The following is a 20,140-nucleotide window of genomic DNA, read 5'->3' as shown; positions in this document are numbered from 1 at the left end:
ATGATCGACTATGCTCATGTATAATAAATCTATTATCGACATAAATGGAGAGAAACGGCCATGACAGAATCGTATCAGGGTATGCTTGATGAAGAGAAAGTATTTAAAGATCCCGTGCACAGATATATACACGTGCGGGATAAGGTCATTTGGGCATTAATCGGGACAAAAGAATTTCAACGTCTTAGACGTGTACGACAACTTGGGACAAGCTATATGACCTTTCACGGGGCGGAGCATACCCGTTTCACGCATTCGCTTGGCGTGTATGAGATTACAAGACGAATGATTAATGTGTTTCAGGGACGACCTCATTGGAACGAAGAGGACAGGCTTTTAGCTCTAGCCGCAGCGTTACTTCATGATATTGGTCATGGTCCTTTTTCTCATTCGTTTGAAAAAGTGTTTCACTCTGATCATGAAGACTGGACAAGAGCAATTATTCTTGGGGATACAGAGGTCAATGAAGTCTTAACGTCTGTTAGTCCGACATTCGCAAAAGATGTAGCAGAAGTGATTGAGAAAACATCTCCGAACAAGCTTGTGACAAGTATGATTTCCAGTCAAATAGACGCCGATCGCATGGATTACTTGCAGCGGGATGCGTATAACATTGGCGTGAGCTATGGGCATTTTGATATGGAACGGATTTTGCGCGTGATGAGACCAACAGAAGACCAAGTAGTGATTAAGCAAAGTGGAATGCATGCAGTTGAAGACTACATCATGAGTCGGTATCAGATGTATTGGCAGGTCTACTTTCATCCTGTCACACGAAGTGCGGAAGTGATTTTAAGTAAGATTTTCCAACGGGCAAAGTGGTTATATAAACAGGGATATGAGTTTCAGCAGACTCCTACACATTTGTTTTCCTTTTTTGATGGTAGCCCAACACTAAAGGACTATTTGCGTCTTGACGAAGCGGTGGTTCTCTACTATTTTCAAATATGGCAAGAAGAGCAGGACGAGATTCTGAAGGATCTTTGTGTCCGCTTTATGAATCGTCGGTTGTTTAAGTACGTGGAGGTTAATCCGAACATTCAAATGGGGGATTGGGCTCGTCTGCGTGAACTGTTTACAAAAGCAGGACTTGATCCAGATTATTATTTAGTGGTTGACTCATCATCAGATCTGCCTTATGACTTTTATCGTCCGGGAGAAGAAGAGGAGAGAGTACCAATTCATCTGATTCTACCAAACGGAAAACTAAGAGAGCTGTCCAGACAGTCGGATGTAGTTGAATCCATCTCAGGGAAAAAACGAACGGACCATAAGCTGTACTACCCTGAAGATTGGCTTGGGGCAATGGATGAGTTTGAAGAAGAAAAGAGAGAGATACACATGCTGTTAAACAAAGAAGGGTGAAGGAGTTGCACATAGATGCTTGATGAACATGCGAAGCTCATGACATTTTTCTCACAAGCAGGGGAAGTGGTCGGCCGTAAGAAATTGCAAAAGATGATCTACATAGAGAAGAAGCTGAGTTTACCGTTTAGGGAACGGTATACGTTTCACGTCTATGGACCATATTCAGAGGAGTTAAGTCTTCGGGTAGAAGAATTAACGAATCTTGGATTACTCGACGAGGTTCGAGAGGATAAGGGGCACTATTATCAGTATCGCTATCGTTTGTCAGAGGAAGGAACTCAATTTCTTTCATTATCAACGATTGATATGCCCGATGTGACCCCAATTACAACAAGCTTAAATGAGCAAAGCTCAAGGTTTTTGGAGCTCTTATCAACCATGTTGTATTTTGACCACCTAGATGGCGAAGAGCTTAAGCAAAAGGTGATTTCTGTGAAACCAAAACAAAAGTTCACCGATGAAGAATTTGAAAAAGCGATGGATTATAAACAACAATTGGAGAATCTGGTTCAATAAAAAGGGACTGACATAATCTCACATGTTTTTTTGCAGCTTTACGATGTCAAAGCGGGTCATCTTTTTATATAGTGAAAGTAGACTTTTGACAACGTGAAGGGTGAGACCCATGAAGTTCTTCAGTTATGTTGTGTTGTTTTGGGTATTGTTTGGTACAGGTATTCCCTTGATGCTGTGGCTTATGATGGAAAAGCCAGGTGCGGGGTATACGGTGTTAACAATTATTTTCTTGGTGTGGTTCGCATCCCATCATTATATAAAGAGAGACAAAAAGAAGGTCACCTGATCGATATCGGGTGACCTTCTTTTTCTTTATTTGTCTACAATCGCTGGACGTTTCCCAGCTTTTCCGTAGTGCTCATGCTTCATCTCTTCAATGATGACCGTTACGTTCTCTGGAGGTGCATCGACTGTCTCTACAACTGCGCTTGTCACCTGTTCAATCAGTGCGCGCTTTTGATCGTCATTACGACCTTCTAGCATTTTAACCGTTACAATTGGCATGTCTAACCCTCCTTCTCCTCATCTGCCTCTAGTATAGCAGATGCCCTTATGATTCAAAATCAACAAGTTCCGGATAAAGAGTCGTATCAATTAGTTCCGCTTCAAGCACATATCGATCAGGAGCGGTACCGACAAAGTCAAATGGGTAACAAGTAGTAAGAGTGAGCTGCGCATCTTCAGTAGAAACAATGACTGTGCGATCATCCTCATCAACAATACGTTCTCTGAAAATCTTATACGTGTATTCTCCAATCCGTGTGCGGACGATTAAGGTATCGCCTTCTCCAACCTCACCAAGCTTGCGGAAGACCGTATCGCGATGCCCAGATAAAACAGAGTTATCAGGATCACCAGGGAGCACACTCTGTGCAAAATGACCGACGCCCTGGTCAAGCTCATTATCATCTGTTCCATGATAGATAGGAAGTGTGGCATCTAGAACTGGGATTTCAAGCTCTCCCATCAATTCGCCTTGCTCTGGCCACCAATCAATTGGCTCACTCGGCTCATCTACAGGTTTCTCGGCAGCAGGGTTGTCCTCCTGAGGTGTTTCAGCACTAACCACTTGATCGGTCTTAAACAAGAAATAACCTTTTGCAAATTTGTATGCATTGGTTGTCGTAAACCATAGGCCACCCGCAATAAGAGCGACAGTTAAAAAAAGAAGGATGAAACGCTTGTTAGAGCGTTTCGTCCTATTTACGTGTCTACTCATGATGCCATTTTAAAGCGACGGAATAAGATGAATCCAACTAACGTCATTCCAAGACCAATGAACGTGTACATCGGATAATCAGTCGCAGTCTTAGGCATTTTTGCACCATCTACTGTTTTTGTTACTTTCTTAGAAGACGTATTGTCTTTTTTAGGCTCGCTTTGCTTTGCAGGAGCTGCTTTGTTTTCTTTTTCTGCTTTTGTCTTAGCAGGTTGAGTAGGAGCCGGTTTGTTTTCAGTTGCCGGTTTGTTTTCTACGACTTCTTCAACGATTACTCCTGTGTCACCTAAATCATCTCCAACTTTACCTAGAGTGTTCCCGTTGAATAATTCTGCTGAGATAATAAAATCAGCTAGTTTGTTTCCTTCAAGATCATAGAGTACAACAAGTAAGTCATATCCTTTTAGTTCAGTCAGCTTTAATAGATCAGCGAAGCTAATCGGATTTTGCTCACCTGGTTTTGCTAGATAAAACTCAGGGTTGATTTGTAAAACTTCTATCAATTCATTACCAATGGCAAATAGTTCAGCAATCTGTTCTGCTGTTAATTCAGTAGAAGATTCGAAATCACCAAAAGCTTCCATGCGCTCAGCAAGAGCTAAGAGTTGATCAATTGTTTCAGGGTTTTGTTCTACAACCTTAATCAAGTGCTCAAACAATGCTTCAAGTTCTTTGTCTGAGAGACTAATTTCGTCAAAGAGACCATCGTATGAAATCTCTTCCCATTCTTCTTCCTCAGTCCATTCTTCATCCCAATCAAAATCCCACTCGTAATTTTCCCATAGGTATTCTTCTAGTTCTTCATAGAAAATAAAGTCGTTAACAGATTTGTTATTTTCCGCTAGCAAGGCTTCAAGTTCTTCGTATGTAGTCTCAAAGCTATCGATTAGCATATCAAGATACGTGTATCCTTCTTCATATTCGTCAACTTCTTCAGTTAATAACCAGACAAACCAATCTAGTTCCTCTATATCTTCAAATTCATCAACTGTACTATCAAAGTTAGATAGATATTCATCCAACTGCTCTCTAGTAATATTTTTATCAGCTAAAAGCCCTTCTAACTCTTCATCTGTTACTGCAGCAAATCCGACTGTTGGTACCGTAAATACTAGTAGTGCGATAACTAAAAACATCGATATAAAACGTTTCATCTTTTTCCTCCCAAGGAAATATATTGATACTGCTGAGATGATTATAGTCTGATAGACTTGGAATTTCCATATATTTTTTCATATTTTATAAATATTTTATATTATTGCTACTCAAGTCATACATGCTCGAGAATATTCGCTATATCTTCTAAATGCTCATGTCATTGTATAGTGGAACCTGTCGATATTTGCGTGGGCTCGGTGATAGTTCATTTGGGTTGGGGTATGTTAAACTAAAAGAAAGACTAACGGCTGATACATGAAAGGGAGTTCGGACAAATGGACCTTTTAAATAATAAGAACTTAAAGAAAAAAACAGATGGATTTACGATTTTAAGCGGAGATTCCACGGATGGTCACGGTGGTTATGGTGTTGGGACATTAAATCTAGATAATATTACGCCTGTGTTTGTAGACCCAGCAGAAGAAGAAGTATTTGTGGATCTTGGAGCGCTCCATGCACGATCTGCAGTGGAAAAGCGTATTAAATTTTTAAAGGAAAAAGATAAAGTACCAAATGGTAAGCTGTATTGGTTAGTTTGGGTGACGATTTCAACAAAAGAAGGTAAACCCTATTACGGTGGCGTAGCAGGCTGTGAAATGCGTGTTGATACAGAAATTAGACGTGGCTACAAAAGCATGCCGGAACACGTGAATAAGATGGATAAGTCGCTTAAAGGACATATTATGGTGGATGACATGGAAAAGAAATCCCGTGGCCTACTTGCAGAGTTCCTTAAAAACCATAATGAAGACATGTGGAATCGTTCAGAAGAAGAGCTGCATGCAGCATTAGCAAAAGACTAAAATGAAAGAGCTAGCGATAGCTCTTTTCTTTATGTGGAGGAGTGGCGTTATGAAGAAAAAGTATGTAGGTATCTTTATTTTAGGTGTGCTTGTTGGCATTCTTGTATTATCGCCGCTGCTAGGACGCTAATGAGATGTATATTATTAAAATGAAAGCGATTTATTAAAAATGGAGGAACGTATATGAATCCTAGAATTGGCATGGTTGGCTTAGGTGGCATTGCTCAAAAGGCTTACCTTCCTATATTAGCAAAAGAAACAAACTGGACATTTGTAGGCGCTTATACACCGAATGCCCAAAAAAGAGAACAGATCTGTAAACAATATCGGATCAAATCATTTGAAGATCTACAGTCATTAAGTGAGTCTTGTGATGCTGTTTTTGTACATAGCTCGACGAAAACTCACTTTGAGATTGTATCCCACTTGCTTCAAAATGGTTTAGACGTGTATGTGGACAAACCTCTTGCAGAAACAATCGAACAAGCTGAGGAACTAGTTCAATTGAGTGAAAAGCTCGGTAGGAAGCTGATGGTTGGATTTAATCGACGTTTTTCGCCTATGTACGTGAAGCTGAAGGAGTTAGCGAAAGAACAGGACAGTGCCTGGATCAATCTTGAGAAACATCGTCTAGATTCAAGCTATGATTCACATTCTTATGAGCATATTCTACTAGACGATTACTTACACTTAGTTGATACGGTACGTTGGTTAGCAGATGGTGAAGTTACATTCGAGAATGGTTTCATTAAACTACACGACACTAAATTAGCTCACACGAAGCAACAATTTCTGTCAGCTCAGAATCTTCTTTTGACAAGCTCGATGCATAGGGGAGCAGGGACAAATTTAGAACAGATTGAACTCATTACCGAAGGCGCGGTCTATCGTGTAAAGAACATGAACCACTTTGAGAGCGAAATGAACAATCAAGTCACCAGTTTGTACTCAGGCTCATGGGAAACGACTCTAGAACAAAAGGGTTTTGCTCAGGCCATTGAACATTTTATTCATTGTTTGATTGACGATCAGATGCCTGTTGTGTCGGGTAGAGAAGGTCTTGCTTCGCAAAAATTATTAAATGACTTAATCGAAAAATCCAGAAAGCTTTAACAGAAAAAATGAGCGTGGGACATAACATTAGTGTTGTTTGCAAAATACGATTCAGCAAAATATCCGCTGCAGGAGAATCCCTCTCACCCGCGGGGTACAGCCTCATTCGCGGAAACCCACCGCTACTGAGTCTTCACCACGTACTTCTCCATAGAAGTCTCGTGTTCTCACCCGCTCATTTTACTAAAAACTATTAATGACACGAATGGCGAATGATTCGATGTAGAATCATTCGCCATTTTCTCATTGATTTTTAGTTTTTCCCCGCCTCTTTTTTTATAAGGATTCAAACTCAGAAACAATCTCACCCAGATAGGCAAGAGCTGATTCAATAGGCTCAGGGGTTGTTAAGTCCACTCCTGCTTTTTTCAGTAATTCAAGTGGGTATTCAGAGCTTCCACTTTTCAGGAATGTCAGATAGTCTTCAAGGGCTCCTTCTTCCTTGTTCAAGATGCGTTTGGCAATTTGAATGGAAGACGCAAAGCCAGTTGAATACTTGTATACATAAAACGGACGGTAGAAGTGCGGGATGCGCGACCAGCCGTATTTAACTTCCTCATCAAACACAATGTCCGGACCGTTGTATTCGCGAAATAGTTTTTCGTAAATAGCGTTAAACGTTTCAGCGTTAAGTGGTTCACCTTGTTCAGCTAATTCGTGCGTCTGCTTTTCAAAGTCAGCAAACATCACCTGTGTAAAGAAAGTCCCGCGGAATTGATCAATAAAATGATTTAACAAATACTTACGCATCTCTTTATCTTTTGAGTGCTCAAGTAAATGGTGAATCAAAAGTACTTCATTTACAGTCGAAGCCACTTCAGCTACAAAAATGGTGTAGTTCGCTGTGATTTGTGGCTGGTGCTTGCTGGAGTAGTGACTGTGCATTGCGTGTCCCATCTCGTGAGCAAGTGTAAAAAGGCTATCCAAGTCATCGTGATGATTAAGCAGGACAAAAGGATGAACCCCGTACACTCCCATATTGTAAGCACCAGAGCGTTTTGCCGGTGTTTCACGGACGTCAATGTAACGTTTTTCTTTAAAGTCACGAAGCGTTTGGATGTACTCGTCTCCAAGAGGAGCAAGTGCCGTTAACATCGTGTCATAGGCTTCCTCATATGAGATGTCTTTTTTAGCGCCACTCACAAGCGAGACATTCAAATCATATTGTCGTAATTCATCTAGACCTAAGATCTCTTTACGGATTGCTGTGTACCGGTGATACGGTTCAAGATTTTTCTTAGCGGTTGCAATCAGGTTGTCATACACCTCGGTTGGAACCTGATCGCCAAATAGCGATTTGCTTAGAGCAGAATCATAGTTACGCAGCTTGGAAAGCGTCACATTGTTTTTTACTGCTGATGACAGGGTAGATGCAATCGTATTACTCAGTTGAACATAAGGCTTATAGTATGCCTTATATGCTTCCTTCCGTTTTTCGCGATCTTCATCTTCAATTAGCTTCGAGTACATGCCTCGAGTCATTTCCACTTTTTCGCCCTCATCATTGGTCACTTGACCGAACTGGATGTCTGCGTTATTTAGCATGCCAAATGTGCGATCTGGAGAAGAAAGTGCTTCTCCAAGTGATGAGAGAATTTCTTCTTTTTCCTTTGTTAGAACATGTGCTTTGTAACGGAAGGAATCCCATAAGTCTTCTTCAAAGTACTCAAGCTCCTTCACTTCACTTATGTATGCCTTAAGTGTCGCCTCATCCAAGGTAAGTAGAAATGGCATAAAGAACGAAGTAGCGGAACCAACCTTCACACTGACCTGTGTTGCACGGTCTTTTAGCGATTGGGCATTGGAGTCACGTGTATCAATGTCTGTGCTGAACATGGAGTAGGCAAAAACCTTTGTGAAAATAAAACTTAGATCCTCCTGCTTTTTCAAGAAGTCATATAAGGATTGTCCATCTTTAATGTTTCCATCAAAGCCTGCTAGCTCCTGTGCTAGTGCTTCAACCTTTTTTAAATCACTATGCCAATCAGCTTCCGTAGCATATAGATCTGCTAAATTCCACTTTTCTTCTTCAGGAATTTCACTTCTATGTTTATACGTTGTCATTTGATCACTCCTCATCGGTATAGATGTATGCTTAGTGTAGCATGTTCTTTTCTGAAGTTCTCTTTATAGGTATGCAAAGTAGGTGACTGTCATACGGTTGATTATGTTTTCTTCAGGCGGATCTGTCTCATCACAATTAGTAAAACCGGTATACCAACAAGTACACCGAAAGAGGAGCTCCACACGAGCAGCTTCCAGTTTCCAGTGAGGATCGAGGCAACAAGGAAGATCAGAGTTTGCCCAAATGTAGTGGAAAGAGCAATGATTAAGGCTATTCGAGTACGTGTGCTCAAGCTAAATTCACCTCGTTTTTAGTGATCATCTTGACCACCAAACCATTTCTTAAACCGATCAATAAATCGTTCCTTCTCATGCTTTGCCTCTTCCAGTTTCTTTTCCTCTTCAGGGCTCGCACATGCTGAAGTCGGCTCGGTTCCAGCTTTAAAAAACATAGGAACCCCACCTGGACACGATTCATTTGCAAGCAATCCGCTCTCAGGATGAACCTTCACCTGAACCACATCTTTCGGAACATGGAAAGGTAGTTTTAACTGACCTTCCAGTGCATGCTCGGTAAAGTTTGCCCAGATTTTTTTAGAAATGGGACCCTCGGCATATTGATCCAGCTTCTGTCCTTTGTCATGCCCGACCCAGACACCTGTGACAAGCTGAGGAGTGAATCCAACCATCCAGCTATCGTTTGGAGTGGAGCCTGACTTTCCGGCAACGGGACGGTGTAAAAGGGGTACAACTGAGCTCCCTGTTACCGACGTATAGCCATTTAAGGCCGGATCAAACATGCCGGTCATCATTTCTGTCATCAGGAAGCTAGAAACAGGGTCTAGTGTTTCGGTTAATCCAGGCTCCTGCTCGTATAAAACCTCACCGTCTGAATCCTCTACTTTTACAATAAATTGTGGTTCACCGTACAGACCCTCATTAGCAAACGGGACATAGCTGTTCGTCAAATCAAGTAAGCTGACAGCCTGAGAACCAAGCGCGAGAGAGGGGACATCCTTAAACGTACCAAGCCCCAAGGTATCTCCTATATCAACAAGCTTGTCCGGTCCAATAAACAGATGCGTTTTAATCGCAAATATATTATCAGAAACCGCAAGTGCCTGCTGCATCGTAATAAAATCATTGGCATAGTGCTGATTGAAGTTTCTCGGTGAGTAGGTCTGTCTGCCCTCGTCAAATGTAAAATCCGTCGGTTCACTTACAAAGGTTGAAGCAGCTGTAAACCCATGCTGCAGAGCCTCATAATAAAGGAGAGGCTTAATCGTCGAACCCGGCTCACGTTTACTTTGCGTTGCGCGGTTATAGCTACTTTCAGCATAATTGACCCCACCAACCATCGCCCGTACACCGCCGGACCTTGGATCAATGGCAACAAGAGATGTTTGCAAATCTGTGTCTGGCATCTCCTTTGCCACCCAGTGTTCAGCAGCTTTTTGCATAGCTGGATCGAGTGTTGTATAGATATGGTACCCAGCTGTGGCAAGTTCATCCTCTGTGACATCTAAGATGGAAGTCAGTTGATTTGTGACAACGTCCTGGAAATAAGGGGCGATTACCTCAGTGTCCGCATCTGCTGCTTGTACGAAATGAAGCTCTTCTGCTTTAGCTGTATCCGCCTCATCCTGTGTAAGATAGCCATTTTCAACCATGCTCGAGAGAATAAGCTCTTGCCTTGCTTTGGCACGATCGTAGTCAATGACTGGGGAATAGTAGCTTGGCCCCTTTGGAACCCCGGCAAGCATTGCCGATTCTGCAAGAGTTAAGTCAGCCGCGGATTTATCAAAAAAGAAGCCAGAAGCTGCTTCAATTCCATAGGCTCCGTGACCGTAATACACTGTATTTAAATAACCTTCGAGAATTTCTTCCTTGCTATAGTTCATTTCAAGTCGCAGAGAATACATTAATTCGTTCCATTTACGAGTCCATGTTTTTTCATGGGATAGGTACAAATTCCGTGCATACTGCTGCGTAATCGTACTCGCTCCCTGAGCGCTTGACCCAGCTTTAATGTTCGCAACAATGGCCCCGCCAATCCGCCACAAATCAAAGCCAAAGTGATCATAGAATTTACGGTCCTCTATTGAAACAGTCGCCTGGCTGACGAAAGGCGCGACCTCATCAAACGGAATCCAGTAACGATTTTGACCACCATGCTCTTCTCCAATAACAGACCCGTCTGACCCGTAAAAAACGGTTGTCTCCGGAACCTGGATAGGAGGTGGACCTTGCATACGAGTATAGGAAAGCAGTCCAAGAATAAAAAGACCTGATAGAATAAGAGCGAGTAACACCGAGCGAACCATAAAGCGTAAAAAGCGAATCCGTCTCGTTTTCTTCCGTCTTAGAACAACCTGCACAGCCATGCACCCCCAATGTATGTTGAATACATACAGGATGGGTTGTTCTGACGTTTTTTAAACATGAAGAAATGCTGAATTGGCATGAAACGTTTTTTCCGCTATACTTGCTGTGTTACACGCAAATAAAGACGAGGTGATTCGTATGGAATTATGGTACTCAGAAAAACAAACAGAACGTTTTGGAATTACGGCTAAGATTAAGCGTACGTTACATACAGAAAAAACAGAGTTTCAACAGCTTGATATGATTGAAACCGAAGAATTTGGTAATATGCTTGTGTTAGATGGCATGGTTATGACAACGGAGAAGGATGAGTTCGTTTATCATGAAATGGTTGCGCATGTTCCGTTATTCACGCATCCAAATCCAAAACATGTCTTAGTGGTAGGTGGCGGTGACGGCGGAGTGATTCGTGAAGTGCTTAAGCACCCATCTGTGGAGAAAGCAACACTTGTTGAAATTGACGGTAAAGTGGTGGAGTACTCGAAAAAGTACCTTCCAACGATTGCGGGCGCTCTAGATGATGAGCGTGTAGACGTTCAAATCGCTGATGGCTTTATGCACATCGCTAAATCCGAGAATGAATATGATGTCATTATGGTTGATTCCACAGAGCCTGTTGGACCAGCTGTGAAGCTTTTTGAAAAAGGATTCTATGAAGGAATCTCAAAAGCTCTTAAAGAAGACGGTGTCTTTGTAGCTCAAACAGATAACCCATGGTTCCAGCAGGACTTGATTCGTAATGTCTACTCCGACATTAAAGAAATCTTCCCGATCACACGTGTGTATACAGCAAACATCCCTACGTACCCAAGTGGTCTATGGACATTTACAATTGGAAGTAAAACAAAGGATCCGTTAGAAGTCAGTGAAGATCGCTTCCATGACATTGAAACAAAATACTACACAAAAGAGCTTCACAAAGCAGCCTTCGCGTTGCCAAAGTTTGTCACAGATCTATTGAAATAAGAGAAAGCCATGCCGCGCGCATGGCTTTTTTTATGTGGATAGAGGAGCGGTGGTTGCCTGTGTGATGGAGATGAGAGACTCAACAGGTAGTTTGAGCTGGACACCAATTTTCCCGCCACTAACGATGATGTCACTGAGAGTCGTTGCACTGTCATCGATGATGGTTGGAAATGCCCGCTTCATCCCGATTGGAGAGCATCCGCCACGAATGTAGCCAGTGACGCTCTGAATCTCTTTGACAGGAATCATTGCCAGCTGTTTCTCGTTTACAGCCTTCGCAGCGTTTTTTAAATGAAGCTCGTCAGCTACCCTTACAAGAAACAAGTAATACTGTTTGCTCGACCCTTGTGTAACAAGCGTTTTGTAGACATGATTGGGATCCTGGTTTGTTTTTTGAGCAACCGAGACGCCATCAAGTTTTCCATCTGACGTTTCGTATTGAAGGATGGAATAAGGAATGTTCTGCTGATCCAACAGCCGGCTTGCATTGGTTTTCACCTTTTTCATTTGAATGCACCTTCTTTTGTGGTCTATCTTTTTATGATGCAAGAGTGGAGAGTGGGTTGTCAAAGGTGGAGTGGTGTGGTGTAGGGGCAGGGTTGGAGCGATAGACCCTGGAATCGAAGCGATGGAGCTAAGATTGGAGCGATAGACCCTGGAATCGAAGCGATAGAGCTAGGATCGGAGCGATAGACCCTGGAATCGAAGCGATAGAGCTAGGATCGGAGCGATAGACCCTGGAATCGAAGCGATGGAGCTAGGATTGGAGCGATAGACCCTGGAATCGAAGCGATAGAGCTAGGATCGGAGCGATAGACCCTGGAATCGAAGCGATGGAGCTAAGATTGGAGCGATAGACCCTGGAATCGAAGCGATAGAGCTAGGATCGGAGCGATAGACCCTGGAATCGAAGCGATAGAGCTAGGATCGGAGCGATAGAACCTGGAATCGAAGCGATGGAGCTAGGATCGAAGCGATAGACCCTCTACATGCACCCCACGCACAAAAAAACCGATGCATCCGCATCGGTTTCTCCTCAAACTCTATTTATTCAGCGTCTTTCGCTTTTCCAACGCCTTCTTGAACATTACCTTTTACTTTATCTGTTTTCCCTTTTGCTTGTAGGGATTGGTTGTTAGTAGCATTTCCAGCTTGATCCTTCACTTCACCTTTTGCTTTGTTGACTGCGCCTTTGATTTTGTCTCCAGTACCGTTACTCATGAGAAATGCCTCCTTTAATTTTTGCTTACATAGAGTGTATACACTTTTTTTCTAAGTGCTAAACCTTTTCGTGTATAATAGGTATCTTGCATGTGCCAGGCAAACTCGCTAAACTTGGAGAAGAGAAAGGTGTGCGTCACATGAATAAACCGATAAAACGACGATTGCGTTTAACGTTTCAAACCAATATAGAGCTTCAAGGCGAGCTGGACTCGTATGAATTTACAACTGATGGTGAGCTTTATCATAAGGGCACACAGGATTATTTAAGGTTTACGGAGAAGTTTGGTGTGGATGAGAGTGTCCAGACCACCATGAAGTGGGACGGAGAAGAATTAACCTTGATCCGCCAAGGGGATGTCTTAATGAGACAGACCTTTGTTTCAAATAAGGAAACGTTCGGAAGATATGTGACTTCTGAGGTGTCTTGGGAAACAAAAGCGGAGACAGAGGTCGTGCTTGTACAATGGCCAACCTTCCAAAAACCAAGAGGGCGCATTTACATTCGATATCGTTTCTGGATTGCAGGTCAGGAGACTGGCAGTCATGAGATTCGGCTAAAATTAGAAGAAGCAGACGACTAAATTAAATTTTTGATTAGAGGAGTACAAGCAGATGAACAGCGTTGAACAGATTAAGCAACTGTTAAAGGAAGAACTAAAAACAGCGATCGTGGAAGCAGGGCTTTGTAAGGCACAGGACGTTCCTGATATTTTACTTGAAACCCCTAAGGAAAAGTCTCATGGGGATTATGCTACAAACATTGCGATGCAGCTTGCTCGTGTGGCAAAAAAGGCTCCAAAGCAAATCGCTGAGCAAATTACAGAACGTTTAAACAAGGAAAAAGCATCCGTGTCAGAAATCCATATTGCAGGTCCGGGCTTTATCAACTTTTACATGGATAATTCGTTTTTGCGTGATGTCATCAAGGATGTATTATCTAAGCCTGATACATATGGCGAAAGTGACGCTGGCAAGGGTGAAAAGATCCTAGTTGAGTACGTATCTGCTAATCCAACAGGAACTCTCCACCTTGGACACGCGCGCGGGGCAGCTGTTGGGGATGCGATGTGCAAAATTATGGAGAAGGCCGGTTACAAAATGGGTCGTGAGTACTACATCAATGACGCCGGTAACCAAATTAACAACCTTGCTTATTCTGTAGAGGCTCGTTACAAACAAGCACTTGGAATGGATGCAGAGATGCCGGAAGACGGCTACCACGGTAAGGATATTATTGAAATGGGTCAAGAGCTTGCCTCAGCTGAGGGAGACGCATATCTTAAGCTTGCGGATGAAGAGCGTCTAAAAGCATTCCGCACATACGGTTTAAACAAAGCACTTGAAAAAATCAAAGTCGACCTAGCTGATTACCGTGTTGAGTTTGACACATGGTTCTCCGAAATGTCTCTTTATGAGTCTGGTGTAATTGATCGTACGCTAGATGTTCTACGTAAGCAGGACGAAATCTACGAAGAAGAAGGAGCAACGTGGCTTCGTACAACAAAGTACGGCGATGATAAAGACCGCGTGCTTATTAAAAAGGATGGTAGCTACACGTATCTCCTTCCAGACATCGCCTACCATGAGGATAAATTTAACCGTGGGTATGATCGTCTAATCGACATGATGGGTGCCGATCATCACGGATATATTGCGAGAATGAAAGCGGCGGTTGAAGCACTTGGCTATAATCGTGAGAAGCTTGATATTCAAATTACGCAAATGGTTAGTCTTGTTCAAGGCGGAGAAAAAGTGAAGATGAGTAAGCGTACAGGAAAAGCTGTAACGCTTCGCGAGCTGATGGAGGAAGTAGGTCTTGATGCGACTCGTTATTTCTTCGCGATGAGAAGCTTGGATACTCAGCTTGAGTTTGATATGGATTTAGCTGTATCGAAATCAAATGAAAATCCAGTATTCTACGCACAGTATGCGCATGCGCGTGTATGCAGTATGCTTCGTCAAGGAGAAGAGCTCGGCCTTGGCTACAGCTTGGACACGGATCTTTCACCAATTGATTCTGTGAAAGAATACGAGCTTTTGAAAGCCATTGGAGATTTCCCAGCCGTTGTAGCGGACGCAGCTGCCAAGCGTACACCGCATAAGGTTGCAAACTACGTGCATGATTTGGCTTCTGCACTGCATAGCTTCTACAATGCAGAACGCGTATTGGATGCAGACGCACCAGAGAAAAGTAAGGCACGTCTTGCCTTAATGAAATCAACACAAATCACGCTACAAAGTGCTCTTGCTCTTCTAGGTGTGAGCGCACCAGAGAAAATGTAAGACACCTATGGATATTGTTTGGTGGATACTCATTGTTGCCTGCTTCATCCTCGGATATGTGGGCTTAATCTTTCCGATCGTTCCATCTGTTCTTGTTCTTTGGGTTGGTTTTCTCATTTACCAATTTGGGGTCTCAGAAGGTTCGCTCAGCTGGGTTTTCTGGACGATTGCAGCAATCCTGACCATCGTCTTGTTCGTTGCTGACTTACTTGCAAGTCGTTATTTTGTAAAAAAGTACGGAGGCTCAAAATGGGGAGAATGGGCAGGGATTATTGGAGTAATCGTCGGTGCCTTTGTGATCCCGCCATTCGGAGTGATTCTAGTCCCGTTCGCACTTGTACTCATCGTTGAGTTAATTGTGTTCCGTAACGTGAACAATGCCTTAAAAATAGCCTTTGCCTCGTTCCTCGCTTTCTTAAGCGGAACGCTAGCAAAGGCGTTTATCCAAACCGTCCTTATCGTCTGGTTTCTACTTGATGTGTTCCTGTTTTAAAGTAACCCTGAAACCATACCAGCAAGCTGTTCCTTTGCTTTGCTATAGAGACCACGCTGCTTTAAGGACTGGGCTGTGAGTTTTTCGGAAATCTCGATATCATGGAACATACGTGTTACGACAACACGGACACTTGCTTCATCTTCAAGCAGGCAAGTCATTTCACTATTTAAATGAAAACTGCGTTTATCTATATTTGCTGTACTAATCCATCCAAAGCTCTGGTCAATGACCAGGGCTTTTGCGTGATAAAAGCCTTGATCATAATGATAGACCGAAACACCTGACTCAATGAGTCGTTGGATGTATCCCATAGATCCTTCTTTTACAAGTGGGTGATCTGATTTTTGCGGGAGCAGAAGACGGACGTCAATCCCGTTTTGAGAAGCTGTAATCAAGGCTTCTTGAACCGTCTCTCCTGGCACATAGTACGGTGAACCTAGTAGAATGGACTGCTTAGCTTTTTTGAGTTTGTCTAAAAGCATTGACTCAAGCCCTGTACCAGATGTTGTGAAAAAGCGAACAGGATGTGTTCCTTTTTCGAGTGCGGGATAGTCCCTTTTTTTAGGCTGACTGTTCATACCTGCTAGCGTTAGATCAGCAAAAAACTGCCCCTGCAAATCCTGAACACCATCTCCTTCAAAGCGCAGATGAAAGTCACGCCAGAAACCAAACCTTGGGTCTCGGCCAAGGTATTCGTCTCCCACGTTAAACCCGCCGAGATACCCAATCTTCCCGTCTATAACAGTGATCTTCCGGTGGTTTCTATGGTTTAAAGAAAAAAAGAATGTAGGGAACGTAGGTGTATGGCTTTTTGCAAAAACAATGCCTGCTTCCTGTAATCGTTTAACCGTTTTTCGGGAAAGCTTACAACCGACCCAATCAACGAGCAGTTTAACGTCTATTCCTTCATTGGCCCTTTTTTCTAGAAGCTCAATTAATCGTGTTCCGATATGATCCTCTTTAAAAATATAGAACATCATATGGACATGATGGTGACTTGCTTTAATATCAGCAAAAAGCGTTTCAAAAAAATCCTCGCCCGTTGCAAGAAGGAAGGTACGTGTGTGGCGTATTTCTTGAATGTCTGGCTGACGCTGCTTACGTAATCTTGTAAGACCTGCGACAAAGTCCAACCGAAGGTATACAACCAAAGCAATAAGCAGGATAGCAATCGTAAGTGCAATCTTCATGAGGTTCTCCTTGCATACGTTTTTCTTTACTATGTCCAAATGAAGTAGAAATCATGAAAAGCGCTTTTTGAATTCAGGCGAAGTCTCATGGTAGAATATAGGCAAATAGGTGAGAGGGAGACTGTTGCCTGATGGAAAAGAAAAACGTCCCAAGTTTAGTGAAGGATCAACAATTGATACATAAACGTCGCGAACAGATCATTAAAGGAGCTGTGCGACTCTTTATTGAAAAAGGCTTCCACCGGACAACAACAAGGGAAATTGCAAAAGAATCAGGGTTTAGCATTGGTACACTCTATGAATATATTGGGAAGAAGGAAGATGTGCTTTATTTAGTATGTGACGCGATTTACGATGAAGTAACCGAGCGTTTAAAAAAGCAATTGCACACTACGGGCCCAGCATTACAACGATTAAAAGAAGCGATCCGTGCGTACTTCCTAGTGATTGATTCTATGCAGGAAGAAGTATTGGTCATGTATCAAGAAACAAAATCATTACCAAAAGAAACACTTCCATATGTGCTTAAAAAAGAAACAGAAATGGTTGACATGATGGAAGAAATTCTGGCTGACTGCAAAAAAGAGAATGTCTTAAATCTATCAGAAAAAGAAATGAAGCTCGTTACACATAATATTTTAGTTGCCGGGCAAATGTGGACCTTCCGTAGATGGGCGTTAAGAAGGCATTTTACGTTGGAAGAGTACATAGACATGCAAATTAAACAGCTCATTTCAACATGATCACGTATGGAACAAAGGAAGCTCTAGCATATTTTATGAAAATATGTTTATAATGAAAAAGATGATCTTAAAATTTGATAGATGATTTGGATCTTATAGATAACGGTGAAAGGGCGTGCCCGGTTTGAACATAAACACACTTACGGCTGATGAAATATCAGAACTATCAATGATAGAAATTACTTATGCTTTAATGCAAGAAAAAAAGCAACCAATCGAATACTATGCTCTAGTTGATGAAATTGCCAAAATCAAAGGATTTAGCAAAAGCGAAGTAAAAGAGAGAATCTCTTTTCTTTACACAGACCTAAACACGGATGGTCGATTCATTACACTTGGAGAAAACCGTTGGGGTCTAAAAGCGTGGTACCCAATCGATCAAATCGAAGAGCCGGTACCAGCGGCAACGCCTAAAAAGAAAAAGAAAAAATCAATTGATGACGAAGATGATTTAGATCTAGTTGATGACAGCGAATTGGATGATTCTGAAGAGGATGAGTTTGAAGATCTTGAGGACGAATTAGATGAGATCTCTAACGAAGAAGACGCTTCTGAAGAGGATTTTGAGGAAAAAGATCTTGATGGCTTCGAAGAGGACGACGAAGAAGAACTCGACGAAGACGAGGACGAAGAGTCGTTTGATGAAGATGAGGAAGATCGGTAAGACAAGGGTTGACTTATCCACAATTTCTATGTAGAATCATGCTTGGGCTTAAGAAATAGTATAATGAACTGACATAGATGATTGAGAAACAAAAGCGTGTGCCCCCCTGTATATAGGGAGTCCGCCGCTTTTGTTTTTTTTGTTTTATATCTGGCTTCCAAGGAATCATAAGAGTAGATGCAGCCAACATGGCAGGCAATAAAAAGGAGAGATCAGGCATGGCAACAAAGTATATTTTCGTGACAGGCGGCGTCGTATCATCACTTGGAAAAGGGATTACAGCAGCCTCTTTAGGTAGACTCCTGAAAAATAGAGGACTAAGTGTAACAATTCAAAAGTTTGATCCTTACATTAACGTAGATCCGGGAACGATGAGCCCGTATCAGCACGGTGAAGTATTCGTTACAGATGACGGTGCTGAAACGGACTTGGATCTTGGTCACTACGAGCGCTTTATTGATATTAACCTAAGTCAAAACAGCAACGTGACAACAGGTAAAATCTACTCAACAGTTCTAAAAAAAGAGCGTCGTGGAGATTACCTTGGTGGAACGGTTCAAGTGATTCCACACATTACAAATGAAATCAAAGAGCGTGTATTCCGCGCAGCAAAAGAAACCAATGCAGATGTAGTTATTACTGAAATTGGTGGTACCGTTGGAGATATCGAGAGCTTACCTTTCCTTGAAGCCATCCGCCAAATCAAGAGTGATGTTGGCCATGAGAACGTCATGTATGTTCACTGTACATTGATTCCTTACCTTGCAGCAGCAGGAGAAATGAAATCAAAACCAACACAACATAGTGTGAAAGAGCTTCGTTCTTTGGGCATCCAGCCAAACGTAATCGTTGTTCGTACAGAACGTCCAGTTCCACAAGACATGAAAGAAAAAATTGCCTTGTTCTGTGACATCCGTAAAGAAGCAGTGATTGAAGCAGAAGACGCAGACGTGTTATACCAAGTAACCCTTGCTCTTCAAAAACAAAAGCTAGATGACATCGTATGTGATCACTTAAAACTAGAAACAAAACAAGCAGATATGACTGAGTGGGAAGAGCTAGTTGAGCGCGTACGTAACCTGAAGAAAACCGTTCGCATCGGCCTAGTCGGAAAATATGTATCCCTACCAGATGCGTACCTTTCTGTCGCAGAAGCCTTACGTCACGCTGGCTACGCTTATGACGCAGACATCAAAATCGAGTGGATCAATGCAGAAGAAATCACCGATGAAAACGTATCGGATCGCTTGCAAGAAGTAGACGGCGTTATCGTACCAGGTGGATTCGGTGATCGCGGAATTGAAGGCAAAATCACGGCTATCCGTTATGCACGTGAAAACAAAGTTCCATTCCTCGGCATCTGCCTAGGCATGCAGCTTGCATCCGTTGAATACGCACGTAACGTATTAGGTCTAGAAGGAGCCAACTCAGCTGAGTTAAACCCAGATACACCATATCCAATCATTGACCTATTACCAGAACAAAAAGACGTAGAAGACCTAGGAGGAACGCTTCGCCTTGGACTTTATGCGTGTAAGCTACAAGACGGATCAATGGCACGCGTTGCATACGGCGAACAAGTCGTGTATGAGCGCCACCGTCACCGTTATGAATTCAACAACGAATACCGCGCACAAATGGAAGCAGAAGGCTTTATCTTCTCGGGGACAAGCCCAGACGGCCGCCTTGTAGAAATCATCGAGCTCGCTGACCACCCATACTTTGTCGCATCCCAGTTCCACCCAGAATTCGTCTCAAGACCAACGCGCCCGCAGCCGTTGTTCAGAGACTTTATCAAAGCATCCGTGAAATAATCGTGGATGACAGAAGAGCGCAGATTGAATCTGCGCTCTTTTTTTGTGTGCGCCCAGCATGGGTGATAACTTGGTGGTGAAAGTCCACTACAGGCTTGGCAGTAGGAACTGTTAGCTGACGGCAAGGGTGTCCA

General features: G+C 42.6%; 20 protein-coding genes. 11 read left to right on the top strand and 9 right to left on the bottom strand.

Annotated features, from left to right (window positions below):
* Nucleotides 1-60: 60 nt before the first annotated feature.
* Together ACQKKO_RS17915 and ACQKKO_RS17910 are read left to right on the top strand one after the other, a co-directional pair.
* Nucleotides 61-1,365, top strand: coding sequence for an HD domain-containing protein (locus tag ACQKKO_RS17915; RefSeq protein WP_498649594.1), 1,305 nt, complete (start codon nt 61-63; stop codon nt 1,363-1,365).
* A 15-nt stretch (nt 1,366-1,380) separates the two neighbouring features.
* Nucleotides 1,381-1,884 (top strand): YwgA family protein, encoded by a 504-nt coding sequence (locus ACQKKO_RS17910; protein WP_498649592.1) that lies wholly within the window; start codon nt 1,381-1,383, stop codon nt 1,882-1,884.
* Nucleotides 1,885-2,196: 312 nt separating this feature from the next.
* On the opposite strand, the gene thmT is transcribed toward ACQKKO_RS17910, so the two are convergent.
* Genes thmT through ACQKKO_RS17895 form a run of 3 tightly spaced genes read right to left on the bottom strand, consistent with a single transcriptional unit; the run spans nt 2,197 to nt 4,257 of the window.
* Nucleotides 2,197-2,388, bottom strand: coding sequence for a 2-hydroxymuconate tautomerase (thmT, locus tag ACQKKO_RS17905; RefSeq protein WP_479824585.1), 192 nt, complete (start codon nt 2,386-2,388; stop codon nt 2,197-2,199).
* Between the two features lie 46 nt (nt 2,389-2,434).
* Nucleotides 2,435-3,103, bottom strand: a complete 669-nt coding sequence (srtD, locus tag ACQKKO_RS17900) for a class D sortase, LPxTATN-specific (RefSeq protein ID WP_498649590.1) — start codon at nt 3,101-3,103, stop codon at nt 2,435-2,437.
* Entirely contained in the window at nt 3,100-4,257 is a 1,158-nt protein-coding gene (locus ACQKKO_RS17895) for a processed acidic surface protein (protein ID WP_498649588.1), read from the bottom strand. Before ACQKKO_RS17895 ends, srtD begins: the two co-directional genes overlap by 4 nt.
* A 279-nt stretch (nt 4,258-4,536) precedes the next feature.
* Between ACQKKO_RS17895 and ACQKKO_RS17890 the strand changes: the two genes are divergently transcribed.
* Together ACQKKO_RS17890 and ACQKKO_RS17885 are read left to right on the top strand one after the other, a co-directional pair.
* The gene (locus ACQKKO_RS17890; RefSeq protein ID WP_498649587.1) at nt 4,537-5,064 is read left to right on the top strand and encodes a YwhD family protein; all 528 of its coding nucleotides are present in this window, start codon (nt 4,537-4,539) and stop codon (nt 5,062-5,064) included.
* A gap of 183 nt (nt 5,065-5,247) precedes the next feature.
* A complete protein-coding gene (locus ACQKKO_RS17885; protein WP_498649584.1) occupies nt 5,248-6,177 on the top strand; it encodes a Gfo/Idh/MocA family protein in 930 nt (309 codons plus the stop codon).
* A gap of 276 nt (nt 6,178-6,453) precedes the next feature.
* Here ACQKKO_RS17885 and pepF read toward each other — a convergent pair whose 3' ends face one another.
* The 3 genes from pepF to ACQKKO_RS17870 all read right to left on the bottom strand — a co-directional run bounded on the left by pepF (nt 6,454) and on the right by ACQKKO_RS17870 (nt 10,619).
* Nucleotides 6,454-8,241 (bottom strand): oligoendopeptidase F, encoded by a 1,788-nt coding sequence (gene pepF / locus ACQKKO_RS17880; RefSeq protein ID WP_498649582.1) that lies wholly within the window; start codon nt 8,239-8,241, stop codon nt 6,454-6,456.
* Between the two features lie 101 nt (nt 8,242-8,342).
* Nucleotides 8,343-8,534, bottom strand: a complete 192-nt coding sequence (locus tag ACQKKO_RS17875) for a hypothetical protein (protein WP_479824575.1) — start codon at nt 8,532-8,534, stop codon at nt 8,343-8,345.
* 18 nt (nt 8,535-8,552) lie between these two features.
* Nucleotides 8,553-10,619, bottom strand: coding sequence for a transglycosylase domain-containing protein (locus ACQKKO_RS17870; RefSeq protein ID WP_498649578.1), 2,067 nt, complete (start codon nt 10,617-10,619; stop codon nt 8,553-8,555).
* A gap of 145 nt (nt 10,620-10,764) precedes the next feature.
* Here ACQKKO_RS17870 and speE point away from each other — a divergent pair, with 145 nt between their 5' ends.
* Nucleotides 10,765-11,592 (top strand): spermidine synthase, encoded by an 828-nt coding sequence (speE, locus tag ACQKKO_RS17865; RefSeq protein WP_498649576.1) that lies wholly within the window; start codon nt 10,765-10,767, stop codon nt 11,590-11,592.
* 30 nt (nt 11,593-11,622) lie between these two features.
* Here speE and ybaK read toward each other — a convergent pair whose 3' ends face one another.
* The gene (gene ybaK / locus ACQKKO_RS17860; RefSeq protein WP_498649574.1) at nt 11,623-12,099 is read right to left on the bottom strand and encodes a Cys-tRNA(Pro) deacylase; all 477 of its coding nucleotides are present in this window, start codon (nt 12,097-12,099) and stop codon (nt 11,623-11,625) included.
* A gap of 540 nt (nt 12,100-12,639) precedes the next feature.
* Entirely contained in the window at nt 12,640-12,813 is a 174-nt protein-coding gene (locus ACQKKO_RS17855; RefSeq protein WP_498649572.1) for a CsbD family protein, read from the bottom strand.
* Nucleotides 12,814-12,953: 140 nt separating this feature from the next.
* On the opposite strand from ACQKKO_RS17855, the gene ACQKKO_RS17850 reads away from it, so the two are divergent.
* Genes ACQKKO_RS17850 through ACQKKO_RS17840 form a run of 3 tightly spaced genes read left to right on the top strand, consistent with a single transcriptional unit; the run spans nt 12,954 to nt 15,592 of the window.
* Complete coding sequence (locus ACQKKO_RS17850) at nt 12,954-13,397, top strand: YwiB family protein (RefSeq protein ID WP_203087933.1); 444 nt, start codon at nt 12,954-12,956, stop codon at nt 13,395-13,397.
* 31 nt (nt 13,398-13,428) lie between these two features.
* Nucleotides 13,429-15,099 carry an arginine--tRNA ligase gene (argS, locus tag ACQKKO_RS17845; protein ID WP_498649569.1) on the top strand — a complete coding sequence of 557 codons (1,671 nt, stop codon included), beginning with the start codon at nt 13,429-13,431 and terminating at the stop codon, nt 15,097-15,099.
* Between the two features lie 7 nt (nt 15,100-15,106).
* Nucleotides 15,107-15,592, top strand: coding sequence for a DUF456 domain-containing protein (locus tag ACQKKO_RS17840; RefSeq protein WP_498649567.1), 486 nt, complete (start codon nt 15,107-15,109; stop codon nt 15,590-15,592).
* Here the strand turns inward: ACQKKO_RS17840 and cls are convergent.
* Nucleotides 15,589-16,785 carry a cardiolipin synthase gene (gene cls / locus ACQKKO_RS17835; protein WP_498649565.1) on the bottom strand — a complete coding sequence of 399 codons (1,197 nt, stop codon included), beginning with the start codon at nt 16,783-16,785 and terminating at the stop codon, nt 15,589-15,591. The genes ACQKKO_RS17840 and cls overlap by 4 nt on opposite strands.
* A gap of 131 nt (nt 16,786-16,916) precedes the next feature.
* Between cls and ACQKKO_RS17830 the strand changes: the two genes are divergently transcribed.
* From ACQKKO_RS17830 to pyrG, 3 genes are all read left to right on the top strand, one after another.
* On the top strand, nt 16,917-17,528 hold the full coding sequence (locus ACQKKO_RS17830; protein WP_343131643.1) for a TetR/AcrR family transcriptional regulator: 612 nt from the start codon (nt 16,917-16,919) through the stop codon (nt 17,526-17,528).
* 115 nt (nt 17,529-17,643) lie between these two features.
* Entirely contained in the window at nt 17,644-18,192 is a 549-nt protein-coding gene (gene rpoE / locus ACQKKO_RS17825; RefSeq protein WP_498649563.1) for a DNA-directed RNA polymerase subunit delta, read from the top strand.
* A 218-nt stretch (nt 18,193-18,410) separates the two neighbouring features.
* Nucleotides 18,411-20,006: a CTP synthase gene (pyrG, locus tag ACQKKO_RS17820; protein WP_498649562.1), complete on the top strand. Its 1,596-nt coding sequence runs from the start codon at nt 18,411-18,413 to the stop codon at nt 20,004-20,006.
* The last annotated feature ends 134 nt before the right edge of the window (nt 20,007-20,140 follow it).

Origin of the sequence: Alkalihalobacillus sp. NPDC127517 (genome assembly GCF_050276055.1) — a bacterium.
Classification (GTDB): Bacteria; Bacillota; Bacilli; order Bacillales; family Bacillaceae_D; genus Alkalicoccobacillus.
The sequence above is the reverse complement of the archived record's forward strand: the minus strand, read 5'-3'. Positions and strand labels throughout refer to the sequence as shown.